14 protein-coding genes are annotated in these 16,319 nt (G+C 70.1%); 8 read left to right on the forward strand and 6 right to left on the reverse strand.

Features of this window, described 5'->3' with window-relative positions; all coding sequences use genetic code 11:
• Both EDC82_RS01960 and EDC82_RS01965 read left to right on the forward strand, forming a co-directional pair.
• A complete protein-coding gene (locus EDC82_RS01960; RefSeq protein WP_115297106.1) occupies positions 1-1,074 on the forward strand; it encodes an agmatine/peptidylarginine deiminase in 1,074 nt (357 codons plus the stop codon).
• Positions 1,071-2,588, forward strand: coding sequence for an APC family permease (locus tag EDC82_RS01965; RefSeq protein WP_115296624.1), 1,518 nt, complete (start codon positions 1,071-1,073; stop codon positions 2,586-2,588). The genes EDC82_RS01960 and EDC82_RS01965 overlap by 4 nt, the downstream gene beginning before the upstream one ends.
• 17 nt (positions 2,589-2,605) lie before the next feature.
• Here the strand turns inward: EDC82_RS01965 and EDC82_RS01970 are convergent, their stop codons facing one another.
• A complete protein-coding gene (locus EDC82_RS01970) occupies positions 2,606-3,268 on the reverse strand; it encodes a TetR/AcrR family transcriptional regulator (RefSeq protein ID WP_115296623.1) in 663 nt (220 codons plus the stop codon).
• Positions 3,269-3,324: 56 nt separating this feature from the next.
• On the opposite strand from EDC82_RS01970, the gene EDC82_RS01975 reads away from it, so the two are divergent.
• Positions 3,325-4,719: an NAD(P)/FAD-dependent oxidoreductase gene (locus EDC82_RS01975; protein WP_131940425.1), complete on the forward strand. Its 1,395-nt coding sequence runs from the start codon at positions 3,325-3,327 to the stop codon at positions 4,717-4,719.
• A complete protein-coding gene (locus tag EDC82_RS01980) occupies positions 4,719-5,609 on the forward strand; it encodes a universal stress protein (RefSeq protein ID WP_115296621.1) in 891 nt (296 codons plus the stop codon). Before EDC82_RS01975 ends, EDC82_RS01980 begins: the two co-directional genes overlap by 1 nt.
• Before the next feature lie 89 nt (positions 5,610-5,698).
• Here the strand turns inward: EDC82_RS01980 and EDC82_RS01985 are convergent, their stop codons facing one another.
• The 5 genes from EDC82_RS01985 to EDC82_RS15210 form a co-directional block, all read right to left on the reverse strand.
• Entirely contained in the window at positions 5,699-6,124 is a 426-nt protein-coding gene (locus tag EDC82_RS01985) for a S9 family peptidase (RefSeq protein WP_172462920.1), read from the reverse strand.
• Between the two features lie 211 nt (positions 6,125-6,335).
• The gene (locus EDC82_RS15205) at positions 6,336-6,497 is read right to left on the reverse strand and encodes a hypothetical protein (protein WP_200829269.1); all 162 of its coding nucleotides are present in this window, start codon (positions 6,495-6,497) and stop codon (positions 6,336-6,338) included.
• Between the two features lie 64 nt (positions 6,498-6,561).
• Entirely contained in the window at positions 6,562-7,215 is a 654-nt protein-coding gene (locus EDC82_RS01995; protein WP_235006266.1) for a HEAT repeat domain-containing protein, read from the reverse strand.
• Between the two features lie 209 nt (positions 7,216-7,424).
• Positions 7,425-8,621: a zinc-dependent alcohol dehydrogenase gene (locus EDC82_RS02000; RefSeq protein ID WP_062256513.1), complete on the reverse strand. Its 1,197-nt coding sequence runs from the start codon at positions 8,619-8,621 to the stop codon at positions 7,425-7,427.
• Between the two features lie 112 nt (positions 8,622-8,733).
• Positions 8,734-10,317: an SDR family NAD(P)-dependent oxidoreductase gene (locus EDC82_RS15210; RefSeq protein WP_370448805.1), complete on the reverse strand. Its 1,584-nt coding sequence runs from the start codon at positions 10,315-10,317 to the stop codon at positions 8,734-8,736.
• Positions 10,318-10,563: 246 nt separating this feature from the next.
• Here EDC82_RS15210 and EDC82_RS02015 point away from each other — a divergent pair, with 246 nt between their 5' ends.
• From EDC82_RS02015 to EDC82_RS02030, 4 genes are read left to right on the forward strand one after another with little or no spacing between them, the layout of a single operon-like run.
• The gene (locus EDC82_RS02015) at positions 10,564-12,645 is read left to right on the forward strand and encodes a catalase (RefSeq protein WP_131940431.1); all 2,082 of its coding nucleotides are present in this window, start codon (positions 10,564-10,566) and stop codon (positions 12,643-12,645) included.
• Complete coding sequence (locus EDC82_RS02020) at positions 12,642-13,628, forward strand: acyl-CoA dehydrogenase family protein (protein ID WP_235006070.1); 987 nt, start codon at positions 12,642-12,644, stop codon at positions 13,626-13,628. The genes EDC82_RS02015 and EDC82_RS02020 overlap by 4 nt, the downstream gene beginning before the upstream one ends.
• Entirely contained in the window at positions 13,628-15,334 is a 1,707-nt protein-coding gene (locus tag EDC82_RS02025; RefSeq protein ID WP_131940435.1) for a PIG-L family deacetylase, read from the forward strand. Before EDC82_RS02020 ends, EDC82_RS02025 begins: the two co-directional genes overlap by 1 nt.
• Complete coding sequence (locus EDC82_RS02030) at positions 15,331-16,302, forward strand: WcbI family polysaccharide biosynthesis putative acetyltransferase (RefSeq protein WP_131940437.1); 972 nt, start codon at positions 15,331-15,333, stop codon at positions 16,300-16,302. The genes EDC82_RS02025 and EDC82_RS02030 overlap by 4 nt, the downstream gene beginning before the upstream one ends.
• The last annotated feature ends 17 nt before the right edge of the window (positions 16,303-16,319 follow it).

Here is a 16,319-nt window from a genome sequence, read left to right on the forward strand (position 1 = left end):
ATGCCCGCGGAATGGAGCCCGCAGGAGCGGATCTGGATGGCCTTCCCGCACCAGGGCTACACCCTCGGCGAGACGCCCGCGGACGCCGAACGCGCGCGTGCGGCGTGGGCCGCGGTGGCGGCAGCGTGCGCCGAGTTCGAACCCGTGACGATGGTCGTCGACCCTGCCGACGTCGGGCACGCCGAACGTCATCTCGCGGGCCACGCACGCGACGGCGCTCGCATCGACATCGTCACCACCGCGCTCGACGACGCGTGGATGCGCGACATGGGCCCGACGTTCGTCCTCGACGCCCGTGGCCGGCTCGGCGCCGTCGACTGGGTCTTCAACGGCTGGGGCGCTCAGGACTGGGCGACGTGGAAGCACGACGAGGACGTCGGCGCCTTCGTCGCGCAACGCGCCGGAGCCCAGCTCGTGTCGAGCCCGCTCGTCAACGAAGGCGGTGGCTTCCATGTCGACGGCGAGGGGACGGCTCTCGCGACGCGCAGCGTCCAGCTCGACCCGCACCGCAATCCAGGCCTCGTCGAGCGCGACGTCGAGGACGAGTTCCGTCGCGTGCTCGGCGTCGAGAAGGTCATCTGGCTCGATCGTGGCCTGACGCGTGACGCGCAGGAGTTCGGTACGCGCGGCCACGTCGACATCGTCGCGACGTTCAGCGAACCGGGCGTCGTCCTCGTCCACGACCAGCAGGACGCGCGCCACCCCGACCATGCCATCAGCGCCGAGGTCGTCGAGACGCTGTCCCAGGCCGTCGACGCATGCGGCCGCCGATTACGGGTCGAATGCGTCCCCGCGCCCACACAACTGCGTGACGACGAGGGCTGGGTGGACTTCAGCTACATCAACCACCTCGTCGTCGACGGCGGCGTCATCGCCTGCCGATTCGCCGACGCCGACGACGAGGAGTCGCCCGCAGCACGCGCGGACGCCGCAGCCGTCGCCGTCCTCGAACGCGCCTACCCGGGACGCCGCGTCGTCACCGTCGATGCCCGCGAGATCTTCGTGCGCGGCGGCGGCATCCACTGCATCACGCAGCAGCAACCGTCGACCCCGACCGATGAGGATGACCGATGACCGCCGAAGCGCCCATCGAGGACAAGGGCCTCAAGAGCGGCAGCCTGGGGCTGCTCGCCGTCATCGCCATCGGCATCAGCACGATCGCGCCTGCGTACGCGATGACGTCGAGTCTTGGCCCGACGGCCCTCGAGGTCGGCAAGCAGGTGCCGGCCGTCCTGTTGCTCGGGTTCATCCCGATGTTCTTCGTCGCGATGGGCTACAAGGAGCTGAACGACGAGATGCCGGACAGCGGCACGACGTTCACGTGGGCATCGCGCGCGTTCGGCCCGTACGTCGGTTGGATGGGCGGTTGGGGTTTCCTCGCGGCCAACATCATCGTGCTGTCGAACCTCGCGGGGGTGGCCGTCGACTTCTTCTACGCCTTCCTCGGGCAGGTCTTCTCCGGCCCTCACCTCGCCGACCTGGCCGGCAACACCCTCGTCAACGTCGTGACGTGCCTGGCGTTCATGGGCATCTCGACGTGGCTGTGCCTGCGCGGGGTGGAGACGACGAAGTGGGTGCAATACGTGCTGCTCGGCTTCCAACTCGTCGTCCTGCTCGTCTACGCGGGGATGGCGATCTACCGCGCCGCCGAGCACGGCTTCCCCGCCGGGCAGGCCGACCTGTCGTGGTTCGACCCGCTGCAGATCACCGACTTCGGTGCCTTCAGCACCGCGATGAGCCTGTCGATCTTCCTGTTCTGGGGTTGGGATCTGTGCCTGACCCTGAGCGAGGAGACGAAGGGCGGCGGACGCACCGCGGGCTGGGGCGCGACCATCACGGCCCTGTCCGTCCTCGCCGTCTACCTCCTGCTCGCCGTTGCGACGATCATGTTCTCGGGCACCGGCGACACCGGCAACGGCCTCGCCAACCCCGACAACGCGGAGAACGTCTTCCTCAACCTGTCCGGCCCCGTCATGGGCCCGCTCGCGTTCCTGTTGACGCTGTCGGTGCTCTCCTCGAGCGCCTCGTCGCTGCAGGCGACCATGGGCGGCCCCTCGCGCGCCCTGTTCGCGATGTCGTACTACAAGGCGCTGCCTCCGGCACTGCAGCGACTCAACCTCAGCCGCGGCACCCCGTCGGCCGGCATCCTGACGTCGGCGCTCGTCTCCGGCGGGTTCTACGTCGTCATGCGCCTCATCTCCCAGAACGTCCTCAACGACACGATCACGGCGCTCGGCATGATGGTGTGCTTTTACTACGCGGTGACGGCGTTCGCGTGCGTCTGGTACTTCAGGCGCCGCGCACACGGCCTGCGCGCGCGGTTGATGCGCACGATCCTGCCGCTGCTCGGCGGGGTGGCGCTCGCGGTCGTGTTCTTCGAGACGACCGTCGAGAGCTGGAACCCGGCATTCGGCTCCGGCTCCTCGCTCGGCGGCGTCGGCCTCGTCTTCGTCATCGGTGTCGGCATTCTCGCGCTCGGGCTGCTCGTCATGCTCGCGGTGCGAGCGCGCTACCCGCAGTTCTTCCGCGAGGGCCTCACGTGGAGCGGACGCGACGCCGCGGCATCCCTCGACGAGGCGACGTCATGACGATCGCCGGCGGGCCCTCAGCCCCGCCGCGAGGCCAACCCGTCGAGCAGCGCGACGAGCCCGAGTTCGAACGCCGCGTCGGCGGCCTCGCGCCCCACCCCGTGACGCGCGGCGCGCGCATTGACGGCGCTCGCGATGCTCGGAGCCTCGTCGGAGGCGCTGCGCGCGTCGAAGATGTCGGCGGGCGCGCCGACGTCGAGGGCGGCGCCGAAGACGAACGCCTCCACCGCGACGACGACGTTGAGCACGTCCGCGACGTCCCACCCACCCGCGACGAGACCGCGGGCGACGGCCTCGTACATCGCGGCCGTGCGCGGGGCGTCCGCGATGGGTTGCGTCGCCATGAGCGGCACGAGCTGGGGGTAGGGCGCGTACGCCTCACGGTACGAGCGCGCCCACGCGGCCATCGCCGTACGCCAGTCGGCGCTCGCGAAGGCGCTCGTGTCGATCGTCGCGTTGATCGCGTCCTGCATCCACACGAACAGCGTGGCCTTCGAGGCGGCATGGTTGTAGAGCGCCGACTTCGACACCGCGAGATCGCGTGCGAGTGCATCGACCGTCAGGGCGCGGTGGCCGCGGCGTTCCGCCAGCTGCAGGGCCGCCCGCGTGATGCGATCCCGCGTCAGCACCGGAGCCTGCGGGCGCCCGCGCCGCCTGCGCGCGTCGCCGTCCGTCACCACCGTCGCCCCCTGCCATCGATCACCGCACAGAGTCTAAGAGAAAGAACAGAGAGCCGATGAACACGGTAGAAACCGAACGACCCACCCTGCACGCCGACGTCTGCATCGTCGGGGCGGGCCCCGCCGGGCTGACGGCCGCCCGCCGCCTCACGCAGGCCGGCAAGCGCGTCGTCGTCCTCGAGGCACGCGACCGCGTCGGCGGCCGCACCTGGTCCGACACGATCGACGGCGCGTTCCTCGAGATCGGCGGCCAGTGGGTCTCACCCGATCAGACGGCGCTCATCGCGCTGCTCGACGAGCTGGGCCTCGAGACGTTCACTCGCTACCGCCAGGGCAAGAACGTCTACCTCGCCCCCGACGGGCGCCGCGAGCTCTACACAGGCGACATGTTCCCCGCCGGGGAGAAAGTCGAGGCCGAGATCGAGCGCCTCACCGGCATCCTCGACGACCTCGCCGCCGAGATCGGCGCCGAGGAGCCCTGGGCGCACCCCAAGGCGCGCGAACTCGACACGATCTCCTTCCACCACTGGTTGCGCGAGCAGTCCGACGACGAGGAGGCGTGCGACAACATCGGCATCTTCATCGCCGGCGGCATGCTGACGAAGCCCGCACACGCGTTCTCCGCGCTGCAGGCGGTGCTGATGGCGGCGTCCGCCGGGTCGTTCTCGAACCTCGTCGACGACACCTTCATCCTCGACAAGCGCGTCGTCGGCGGCATGCAGTCCGTCTCCGAGAGGATGGCGCGCGAGCTCGGCGACGACGTCGTCAAGCTCGGCCAGCCGGTGCGCACCATCCGCTGGAACGCGGACGACGCGGCGGCGGGCGCGGGCGTCATCAGTGACGGTCTCGTCGTCGAGGCGAAGGACGTCATCCTCGCCGTACCGCCGAACCTGTACTCGCGCATCAGCTATGAACCGCCGATGCCGCGCCTGCAGCACCAGATGCACCAGCACCAGTCGTTGGGTCTCGTCATCAAGGTGCACGCCGTGTACGAGACGCCGTTCTGGCGCGAGAAAGGCCTGTCGGGCACCGGGTTCGGCGCCGAGGAACTGAACCAGGAGGTGTACGACAACACCAACCACGGTGACGAGCGCGGCACCCTCGTCGGGTTCGTCTCCGACGAGAAGGCCGACGAGGTGTTCCGCCTCAGCGCGCAGGAGCGCAAGGAACGCATCCTGCGCTCGCTCGCGAACTACCTCGGCGACGAGGCGCGCGAGCCGGTCGTCTACTACGAATCCGACTTCGGCTCCGAGGAATGGACGCGCGGGGCCTACGCCGCGAGCTACGACCTCGGCGGCCTGCACCGCTGGGGCCCCTACCAGCACGACGCCGTCGGGCCGATGCGTTTCGCGTGCTCCGACATCGCCGCGGAGGGCTACCAGCACGTCGACGGCGCCGTCCGGATGGGGGAGCGCGTCGCCCGCCAGATCCTCGAGGGTGACGGTTCGTGATGATCCGCTACCTCGTCGCGTGGGGCGGCGACGCCCGATCCGGCGATGCGCTCGCGCTCGGCGTCGACCTCGCACGGACGTTCGGTGCGAGCCTCGACGTCGTGTACGTGCTGCACGAGGAGAGCGCCTTCGGCGTCCAGCATCCGGGTGAACGGGCCTTCCGTGATCGCGTCGAGGACCAGGCACGCACCAAGCTGACCGCAGCTCTCGCGGCGGTGCCCGATGGCGTGGACGCGCAGGTTCACGTGCGCCGCTCGACGTCGGTGACGCGCGGCATCCTCGACGCCGTCGACGAGCTGGGCGCGGCGTTGCTCGTCATCGGCGCCGGCGCGGGCCCGGGCAACCGGTTCGTCGCGAACCCCGTCGCGGGTGCGCTGCTGCACGCCTCGAGCGTGCCGGTCGCGATGGCGCCGCGACGCTACCGCCGCGCGGAACGGGGCCCGCTCGACGAACTCGTCGTCGCCGTCGGAACCCGCCCAGGCGCGCAACTCGTCATCGACGAGGCCGTCGCCGGCGCGTCCAGGGTCGGGTTGCCGATGCGGCTCATCTCGCTCGTCGATCGCGACGGTCGCAGCCGCGGCGCGGCGAAGGACGAGGCTGACGCCGCCCGCACGCTTCTCGACGAGCTGCGCGCGGGGCTGGGCTCTGGTTCTCGTCCTGGTGACGCGGGTGGCGGGCTCGCGGGGGCTGATCTCGACGTGCGCGTCGACGTCGGTGAGGGCCGCACACTGAAGAAGGCCATTAGCCGCATCGATTGGGCGCCCCGCAGCGCCCTCATGGTGGGCTCGTCGCGCCTGGCGCAGAGGCGTCAGACGTTCCTCGGCACGACGGCCACCCGGTTGCTCGCGCACCTGCCGGTGCCGATGATCGTCGTCCCTCGCCCCGAGTGACGCGTGACGAGTGACTCGCCCCGCATGACGCGCGCGGCGGGGCGCCCGTCGTCGGACACCCCGCCGTCAGCGAGTCATGTGTCAGCGAGTCACTTCATGTGCGCGTCGAACCACGCGATGAGCTCCTCCGGGTGGTCGCCGAAGTAGTTGTAGGCGTGGAAGCGCTGGTTCGAGTCCTCGATCCAGAACAGTTCCTTGTCGTCGGCGCCGAGGGCGTCGAAGATCTCCTGCCCGTCCTGCTCGGCGTGGATGAGGAAGTCGCGCTTCAGCTGCGCCATGAACGTCGGCACCGTCACGGCGTGCGCGTGCGGGCGCGGCATCTCCTCGTCGAGGCGGAAACCGGTCAGCTCACGGATGCGGACGTCGAGACGCTCGGCCGGGTCCATCTTCGCGAGCTCGGCGCCTTTCTCGATGAAGGTGCGGCCGCTGATGACGTTGAGCACGCCGAGTGCCTTGATGTCGGGGAACTCTTCGGGGTAAGGGTCCATCGCGGTGATCGTCGAGTTGCCGCCCATGCAGCGACTCCAAGTCCGAGCGTCATCTCCGGCCAGCGCTGCTTGGCGTAGCGCACCGAACCGACGACGTCGCCGCACTCGACAAGGCCGAGACCCGACGTGCCGGCCGGGGTCGGCGGCGCAAGCTGCGGGCCGTCACCCATCTCACGGGTTTCGTAGTCGTAGAACCACGTCTCGCCCGGCTTGAAGCTCTGGACGACGCGGTGGCCCGTCAACGCGTGGCCCGTCGACGCGTGGTGCGCGAGTCGCAGCAGCCGACATGCCCGCACAGCGCGCAGCGACGCAAGTGCCCCCACCAACCGCCGCTCGCCTCGCACTCGACGCAGCCCATGCCGCTCGGGGCGGCGGTGACGTCGATCTGGTGGTTGTTCATGGGCTCAGGCAACGTCGCCACCGACCCGTCGCGTCCGGGTCGGTGGCGCCCGGCCCCGTGCCGCTCAGGCCCCAGGCCCGCCGAGGGCGACGATGCGCTTGGCTTCCTCGACGGCGCCGTCGAACGCGAGCTCGGGGCGGGTGCGCAGCAGGTCGGTCGCGCGAGCATGTTCGGTGACGGCCGCGTCTTGGCTCCGGATTGCCGACCTGACCGCTGGGACGGCGGCGTCGCCGAGACCGAGCAATGCGACGCTTAACGCCATCTGCGTGCCGGCGTCACCACGGCCGAACTCTTCGACCAATTCGTCAGCGAGAGAGCCATGTTGACTCTGCGGGGCCAGTGCGGCGGCCGCGCGCCAAGCGGTGCGGGCGAGATCGTCGTCGGCGTCGTGCAGGAACTCGGGCGTGATCCAGGGCCATGCGCGCTCGTCGCCGACCTTCGACAGCACGTGCAACGCCTGCGTGCGCGCCTGGATGTTCTTCGACGCCAGCTCGCGCTGAACGCGCGGCAGGACGTCGTCAGCCGGCAGGCGCGTCAGCGCCCAGGCGAGGGTCTCGCGGACGAAGAAGTCGGGCTCGACGCCGCAGCGACGCACGAGCGTCTCCAGCAGGTCGGGATGCGGATGTGTGCCCGCCGCCATCGCGGCCTGCAACCGCACCGACTGATCCTGCACGTCGAGGGCGCGGGCGATGTTCGCGGCGTACTGCTCGGGCGTCATGCTCACTGCAGCGCCCGTCGCGCCCGCACTATTCCGCGCACCATTCCAGGCGGCGCCGCCTGGACGTAGAACGCACGATGGCGGGTAACTCACAGGTCGGCGCCTAACCGCGCGCCTACCCGTGAGTTACCCGCCATCCTGTGGTGGCCGGGCGGCCGGGTGGCCCAGCGTCTCGGTGGACGCCGACCCGATCCCAGGCCGTCAGTGCGTCAGGGCTTGAGGACGACCTTCTGGCAGCCGTCCTGCTTCTTCTGGAACACGTCGTACATCGTCGCCGCTTCGTCGAGCCCGACGCGGTGCGTCGCGAGCTGCTCGACGCCGAACGGGTCGGCGTCGACGAGCACGTCGCGCAGCTCGTCGGTCCACTGCTTGACGTGGCACTGGCCCATGCGCATCGCGATGCCCTTGTCGAACATCTGCATCATCGGCATCGGGTCGAGCGCGCCGCCGTAGACACCGGAGACGGAGACGGTGCCGCTGCGGCGGACGCTGTCGATCGCGGCGTGCAGCGCGGCGAGACGGTCGATGCCGGCCTTCTTCGCGAGCGGCTCCGAGATCGCCGACGGCAGCTTGCTCACGGCCGACAGGCCCGCAGCGGCAACCGGGTTGCCGTGTGCCTCCATGCCGACGGCGTCGACGACGCCGTCCGCACCGCGCCCGCCCGTCAGGTCGCGCACCGCGTCGCCGACGGCGCTGACCTGCGAGCCGTCGAGGTCGTCGAGGTTGATCGTGCGGGCGCCGCGGGCCTTCATGCGCTCGAGGCGCTCCGGCACGCGGTCGACGACGATGACGTCCTCGATCCCCAGGTACTGCGCGCTCGCGACGGCGAGCTGACCGACGGGGCCGGCGCCCATGACGGCGAGCGTGTCGCCGGGGCGCACGTTCGCCCATTGCACGCCCTGCCACGCGGTCGGCAGGATGTCGGACAGGTAGAGGTAGCGCTCGTCCTCGCCGGCCTCGGGTACCTTGATGGGGCCGAAATCGGCGTGCGGCACGCGGACGTAGTCCGCCTGGCCGCCGGGCACCGCACCATACAGGCTCGTGAAGCCGAACAGGCTCGCGCCGGTGCCCTGGTCGACGTTCTGCGTCGTCTCGCACTGCGCGAACAAGCCTCGGTTGCACATCCAGCAGTGGCCGCAGGAGATGTTGAACGGCACGACGACGCGGTCGCCGGGCTTGAGGTTCGTGACGCCCGAACCGACCTCCTCGACGATGCCCATGAACTCGTGGCCGAGGATGTCGCCCTTCGTCAGGAACGGCGCGAGGACGGTGTAGAGGTGCATGTCCGAACCGCAGATCGCGGTCGAGGTGACGCGCACGATCGCGTCGGTGGGCTCCTGGATGCTCGGGTCGGCGACCTGCTCGACCGAGACCTTGCCCTGGCCCTGCCAGGTGAGTGCTCGCATCAGTTTCTCCTCGAGAGGATCACCGCGACGTGCGGCGATCAGCTGGTGGGGATGGGGTGGTGGGGAGCGTGGTGCCGGGAGCCGCCGCGCGTCGGTTCGGCTCCCGGGTTCGTCACAGCTCGGTCGTGGCGCTCTGGCCCTTCGGACGCTCGCCGCTGACGCGCGCCTTGACGATGCTCGCGAGCGCGGAGGCCTTGCCGCCGGGCTGGCCCCAGAACTGCGCGGACTCGCTGACGACGCGGACGAGACCGAGGTCCGGGTCGTCCTTGCCGCCGTCGTACCACGCGGCGACGTCGTCGCCCCACAGCTCGTCGACCTTGGCGCGGTCGTCGACGAACTCGACGCGTCCCGCGACGGACAGCCACGAACCGAGGTGCGCGAACGACAGGTTGACCTGCGGGTTGCTCTGCAGCGCCTGCGCCTGCTCGGTGCCGAGGCCGACGAAGAACCACACGTCGGCGTCGTCCGTCACCTCCTGCGGCGTCATCGGGTGGCTGTGCAGGGCCCCGTCGACTGCGATCGAGGTGAGCATGACGAAGCGCTCACCACGCATGATCTCGACGACCTGCTCCTGCGAGATGTCGGACTTCGGGGTTCCAGCAGACATGGTGCGTGCCTTTCGTCGGGGGTCTGGAATGCTCGGGTGGTTGGGTTCAAATCTTCGGGTGGCGCGACCCGGGGCCGCTCGCCCCTCGGGTTCGAGGTTGCTGCGCGACGCGCGATCACCGAGCGTCGTGAGGAGCTTGACGAATCGTCCGGCCTTCGGTGCGAGCTTCGATCCGGGGACAGGCGTCGTCGCACCGGGAACGGGCCCGGGCAGCGCACGCCCGACGAGGCCCATGACGCGCGTCGTCACGCCCGGCATGACGCCGTGGACGCGTGCGCCGAGCTTCGCGGCGGGCGTGAGGATGACGTACGGCTTGCCGGCGAGGACGCCGTCGACCATGCGTCGCGCGGCCTTCGTCGCGTCCATGCTGACGAACGGCAGCGACGCGGCGGGCGCAAACCACGCGTATTCGGCCTGCGCGTTGCCGTAGAACTGTGCGGCCGTGTGCGAACCGGTGCGCATCAACCCCGGGGCGATGACGGTGGCGCTCACGCCCGTGCGGGCGAGCGACGCGGCGAGGCCCTCGGTGTAGCCGACGGCCGCGAACTTCGCCGTCGAGTAGGCGAGCAGGTGCGGTGCGCTCAGCAGGCCGCCGATGGAGGTGACGACGCCGAAGCGCCCGCGCCCGCGTTCGCGCATGCCGGGGATGACGGCGTCGGAGAGGTTGATCGGCCCCCACGCCATGATGTTCATCGCGCCTTCGATGTGCTCGTGCGTCGTGTTCTCGGCCGGGCCGACCTCTATGACACCGGCGACGTGGATGGCGACGTCGATCGGGCCGTGCTCGCGCTCGACCTGGGCGACGGCTCGAGCCACCCCGTCGCGATCACTCACGTCCATGACGATCGTCGAGACGGCACTGCGCGCGTGGCCGTGGGAGACAAGCGTGTCGGCGGCCTTCGCCAGGGCGTCGGCGGAGCGAGATGCGAGGACGACGCGGTGCCCGGCGTCGGCGAGGGCGGTGGCGACGAGAAAACCCAGCCCGCGCGAGGCTCCCGCGACGAGTGCCAAGGGCTTCTCTGACGAAGCCGATGCATTCTGGTTCGGCGAACTGACCGGGTGATCCGACTGGCTGCGCGACGTCTCCATGAGTTTCACCCTAGAGTCGATCCCTAATTTTTCCAATGGGTTTCGCCTCTCACACCGAGTCGTCACCCACACGGGTGCCCGGCGGCTCATGTCCCGTCAGCGCCCTGGGCCTCGCTGCGATCCTTGTCCACATCTGCGATTTTCGTCCACATCCGTAGGGGCGTGGTGAGAGGGGGTGCGGTGGCCTTACTCTCCGACATAGGGTCGAGAGGCCATGATCGAACGACCACCAGCATGAGGAGAGCCATGAGCGACAACGAGCGCACCACGAGCCCCGACACGCGCGGCACCGGGGACGAGCTGCACCAGGGGGTGAGCGGTGGCAACGCCATGACGACGTCGCAGGGTATTCCGGTGACCGACGACCAGAACCAGCTGCGTGCGGGCGACCGCGGCCCGTCGCTGCTGCAGGACGCCGCGTTCCGCGACAAGATCATGCACTTCGACCACGAGCGCATCCCGGAGCGTGTCGTCCACGCCCGCGGCTACGGCGCGCACGGCGTGTTCGAGAGCTACGACGACCACAGCGACCTCACGGCCGCCTACCTGCTCGGCAAGAAGGGCCGTCAGACGGAGACGTTCGTTCGTTTCTCGACGGTCGCCGGCAACATGGGCTCCGCCGACCTCGCGCGCGACGTCCGTGGCTTCGCGACGAAGTTCTACACCGAGGAGGGCAACTGGGACCTCGTCGGCAACAACATCCCCGTCTTCTTCATCCAGGACGCGATCAAGTTCCCCGACCTCGTGCACTCGGTCAAGGAGGAGCAGGACCGCGGTTGGCCGCAGGCGGCGAGCGCGCACGACACGTTCTGGGACTTCATCTCCCTCATGCCCGAGTCGACGCACATGGCCCTGTGGGCGATGAGCGACCGCGCGATCCCGCGCAGCTTCCGCTTCATGGAGGGCTTCGGCATCCACACCTTCCGCTTCGTGACGGCCGACGGCAAGAGCTCGTTCGTCAAGTTCCACTGGAAGCCCGTGCAGGGCATGCAGTCGGTGGTCTGGAACGAGGCCGTCAAGATCAACGGCGCCGACGCCGACTTCCACCGTCGTGACCTGTGGAACGCGATCCAGAGCGGCGACTTCCCCGAGTACGAACTCGGTGTCCAGGTGTTCGACGACGCGTTCGCCGACAGCTTCGACTTCGACGTGCTCGACTCGACGAAGATCATCCCCGAGGAGATCGTCCCGATCCGCCCGCTCGGCAAGATGACGCTCAACCGCGTCGTCGACAACGTCTTCTCCGAGACGGAGCAGGTCGCGTTCATGACGCAGAACGTCGTGCCCGGCATCGACTTCACGAACGACCCGCTGCTGCAGGGCCGCAACTTCAGCTACCTCGACACGCAGCTGTCGCGCCTCGGCTCGACCAACCACACGCAGCTGCCCGTCAACGCGCCGAAGTGCCCCGTCGCGCACTTCCAGCGTGACGGTCACATGCAGTTCGCGCACCAGAGGGGCCGCGCCAACTACGAGCCGAACGGCTTCTCGGGTGACGACCGTGGCCCGCGCGCGCTGACGACGTTCCAGCCGGACACGTACCCGACGAAGGTCGAGGGTGAGGCGCGCCGTCTGCGTGCGGAGTCGTTCGCCGACCACTACAGCCAGGCCAATCAGTTCTGGAAGAGCCAGACGGAGGTCGAGCAGAAGCACATCGTCGACGCGTTCGCGTTCGAGCTCGGCAAGTGCGAGATCCCCGAGATCCGCACGCGCATGCTCGGCAACCTGCGCAACGTCGACGAGTCGCTCGCGCAGCGCGTCGCCGACGAGCTCGCGATGGAGCTGCCGGAGGCCTCGCCCGCGAAGGTGGCGCCGCGTCACGACCTGCCCGTCTCCGACGCGCTGAGCATCGTGAAGAACGGACCCGACAGCTTCGCCGGCCGCAGGATCGGCGTCGTCGTCAGCGACGGAACCGACGCCGACCTGCTCGCCGCGGTGCGTTCGGCCGCCGAGGCCGAGGGCACGGTCGTCGAGATCGTCGCGAAGGCCGTCGGTGGCGTCACGCTGTCGAACGGTGAGAAGCTCGCCGCCGATCACGCCATCGCCGGTGCGCCGTCTGTGCTGTTCGACGCCGTCGCGCTGCTGCCGTCGGCTGACGGTGCGGCGACGCTCGGCAAGGTCGCTGAGGCTCGTGACTTCGTGACGGACGCCGTCGCGCACAACAAGTTCCTGGCCCTCGGCCCGGACGCGTCGGGTCTCATCGAAGCCGCGGGTGTGGCGTCGAAGAAGGACGACGGGTTCGTCGACGTCAGCGACGCGGCCGGCGCGAAGGGCTTCGTCGAGACGTGCCGTGCGCTGCGCTTCTGGAAGCGGGAGCTCTCCGCTTGAGCGAACCCTCTCGCGCGCTGCGCCGCCCCGATATCCCTGCTGGGGACATCGGGGCGGCGCTTGCCGCTGCCGGTGAATTCGCTTCCGCCGCAGCGGCGTTGGGCCGCGACAGCGCGGTGTATCTCGACACGCTCCGATCGCTCGGCGCCTCCGACCTGACGACGGCCCGCGTCATCGAACCGCACCTCGATGCGCTTGCGATCCTCGCCGAGGCGGGGGTTGCGCCGGGCGACGTGCTGCCCGGCGGTGGGGACGGCGCCTGGGGCGTGTTCGCGGCGCGGGCGCCGGGCCTCGCCGCGCGTCGCGAGGGTGATGGCTGGGTGCTCGACGGGGTGAAGCCGTGGTGCTCGCTCGGTGAGCAGTTGTCGCATGCGCTCGTGACGGCCGGTACGCCTGAAGGGCAGCGGTTGTTCGCCGTCGATCTCACGGACGCGCGGGTGGGTGGCGCCGAGGAGTCATGGGTGTCGCGTGGGCTCGCCGCGATCCGTTCGACGTCGCTGACGTTCGACGCGATGCCCGCGAAGCCCGTCGGGGAGCCAGGTTTCTACCTCGGTCGTGACGGTTTCGCGTGGGGTGGCATCGGTGTCGCCGCCGTCTGGGCGGGCGGCGTGGACGGCCTCGTCACAGCGGTTCGTGCGGCTGCGGGGCGGCGTGAACCCGATCAGATCGCGCTCATGCATCTGGGCCGGCTCGAGGTCATCACGTATCTGCTCGACGCGGTACTCGCCGACGCAGCCCGCGCGATCGACGGTGGAAACGCCTGCGGTGCAGCGGGTCTCGCGTTGTCGTCGCGCGTGCGAGCAGTCGTCGCCGATGCGGCGGAGCAGGCGCTGACGATCTGTGGCCACGCGCTCGGCCCCGGCCCGTTGACGAGCGACGAGACCCACGCGCGGCGCGTTGCCGACCTCGGTGTCTACGTGCGCCAGCACCATGCCGAACGCGACCTCGCCGCCATCGGCGCCGCCACGCTGGAGCGTCACTGATGCGCGGGATGCCCGCCGCGCCGGCCTCGTGGTCGTCGCGGGAGCCCGGCACGAGCGAACGCACGTGGTTGCGAGGGACGCCATGGGCGTCGCTTGGCCACCTCGACGTCGAAGCCCTCGCTGCCCGGTACAGCCGCGTCGTCGTCGTCGCGGCTCACCCCGACGACGAGACACTCGCCGTCGGCGCATTCTTGGCGATGCTCGCGGACGCGGGGTTGCCCGTAGACGTCGCCCTCGTCACCGACGGCGAGGGATCGCACTCTGCGGCAACGGGACTGACATTCGAGGTCGTCCGCGAAGTCCGTCGTCGCGAGTTCGACGACGCTCTCGGTGTGCTGCTCGGCGGTGCGCTCGGGCGGGTTGAGCGCCTTGCGCTACCTGACGGCCGCGTCGCTGACCACCGTGCCGAGCTGGCCGCTGCGCTGGAGCGCGTCGTGCGGGTAACTGCGGCGGAGGCATCCACGGTGTCGGACCAGTCGCCCTCGAGAGCGGTCGGCTGCGATGACGCAGCCACCGATGTGACCTCGACGGTGACGCCGTCGATGACGCCGGTGCGTGGGTCGGGAACTGAGCGGGTGCTCGTCGTCGCCCCGGCGGAGGCCGATGCGCACATCGACCACGACACGTGCGGAGCCGTGGCGCGTGACGTCGCGGCGCAGCTCGGGGCGGCGTGCGTCAGCTATCCGTTGTGGTGGTGGCACTGGGGCGACCCATCGTCGGTCGCCGAAACAGTCTGGGAGAGCAGCGTTCTCGCTGTCCCCGACGTCGCCTCGCTCCAGCGCAAACGCGCGGCCATCGCGGCGTACTCGTCACAGATCGGGACGTTCGCGCGCCCGACAGCCGAGCCTGCGATGCTCGACGCCGGCGTCCTCGCCCACTTCGAACGTCTCGTCGAGACACTCTTCGACCCGGACGGCGCGCTGCCCCGCGTCGCCTCGTTCGATGACGGACGCACGCCGGCGGCATCCTTCGACGCGATGTTCGAGGGCAGCGACGACCCGTGGGGTGTCGAGACGCGCTGGTACGAGCGGCGTCGCCGTGCCCTCATCGAGGCGATGCTGCCTGACGAGCATCTCGGGCGCGTGCTCGATCTCGGATGCTCCACGGGCGCCCTGACGCGGGTGCTCGCCGAGCGCGCCGACGGCGTGGTCGCGGTCGACGGGAGCGCCCAGGCGCTGGCGCGCGCTCGTCGACGTGACGTCGACGGCGTCGACTGGCGCCACGCCGAACTGCCTTCTGTGCTCGATGAACTCGCCGACGAAGGGCAGCGGTTCGACACCGTCGTGCTCAGCGAGATCGGCTACTTCCTCGACGGCGCGACGCTGCTGGCGACCCTTGCCGGCATCGACGCGCTGCTGCGCGATGACGGTGTCGTCGTCGTGGCGAACTGGCTGCACCCGACGCGTGACATCCCCCTCGACGGGCGTCTCGTCGATGAGCAGGTGCGCCTCGTGTGGCCGACGCTCGCGCGTTACGAAGACGACGACGTCGCCATCGTGGTCGCTCGCCCGAGCAACGGCGATGCCCCAACCGCCGCAACGGCCCCCGTGTCGCGCGACACCCGCGCCGTCCTGCGAATCCCGTCCACGGCGAATCCTGTCCACATCGGCGATTTTCGTCCACATTCGTCGGCTGACGGCGAGCGCGGCGTTGGCGCCGTCAGCGGCGAAAGTGCCAGAGATGACGTCGAAGGAGAGGCCTCATGACAGTGCCTGCCGTCGAGGCGACGCCTCGCAACCTGCACTACGGCGAGTTCTACGGTCTCACCGACCCCGTGCCGACGGCCGATCCTGCCGGCCGCCCGGTGCTCGTCGTCCACGGCAACTGCCAGGCGGAGTCGCTGCGCGTACTTCTCGACGGTCGGTACGGCGATCGCATCCGCACGATCCGCCTCATCCCGGCGCACGAACTGCTTGCCGATGATGTGCCGCACCTGCATCGCATCCTCGCGCAGGCCCACTACCTCGTGACGCAACCCGTCGCCCCCGGGTATCGCGGCCTGCCCGTCGGCACGGACGAACTGCTCACGGCGGCGCCGCACGTCAGGTCGACGATCGTGCCCGTCATGCGGTGGGCGGGGCTGCACCCGGCGCAGGTCATCGTCCGCACGCCCGCGGGCGAGCCGCCGATCGTGCCGTATCACGATCTGCGCGTCATCGCGGCGTGCCGCCGAGCGGGTGACCACGCGACTCGCATGACGAGCGACGACCTGCCGCAGCTCGACGAGCGCGCCGTCGCTGCCCTGCGCGACGCATCCCTCGCCGAGCTGACGCGGCGCATCGAGGCGCACGGCGCCGTCGACATTCGTGATGCCCTCGCGCGCCCTGGACGGCGCAGCGTCCACGTCATCAACCACCCGACGAACGACGTCCTCGTCGAGGTCGCCGACCGCATCGCGGCCGCCCTCGACCTCGGCGCACCCCGCGAGTACGACCCTGGCCGGTCGCTGCTCGGCGCCCTCGTCGCGCCGATGGACGAGCGCGCCGCCGCGCTCGCGCAGGTGCCGATGAGCGATGACGACGTCGCCCGCGTGTGGCAGGTGCGCGGTCAGGCGGTGGGCGAGGACGAGATCGTCGCCGCCCACGCCGCGTGGTACGCCGAGCACCCGCAGGCACTCGCGGACGCGGTGCGTCGACATGCGACGTTGCTCGAGATCGTGGACGGTGACGTGTGAGCGCCGCACCGAGCGGC

Source organism: Dermacoccus sp. SAI-028 (assembly GCF_004346775.1).
Taxonomy (GTDB): Bacteria; Actinomycetota; Actinomycetes; order Actinomycetales; family Dermatophilaceae; genus Dermacoccus; species Dermacoccus nishinomiyaensis.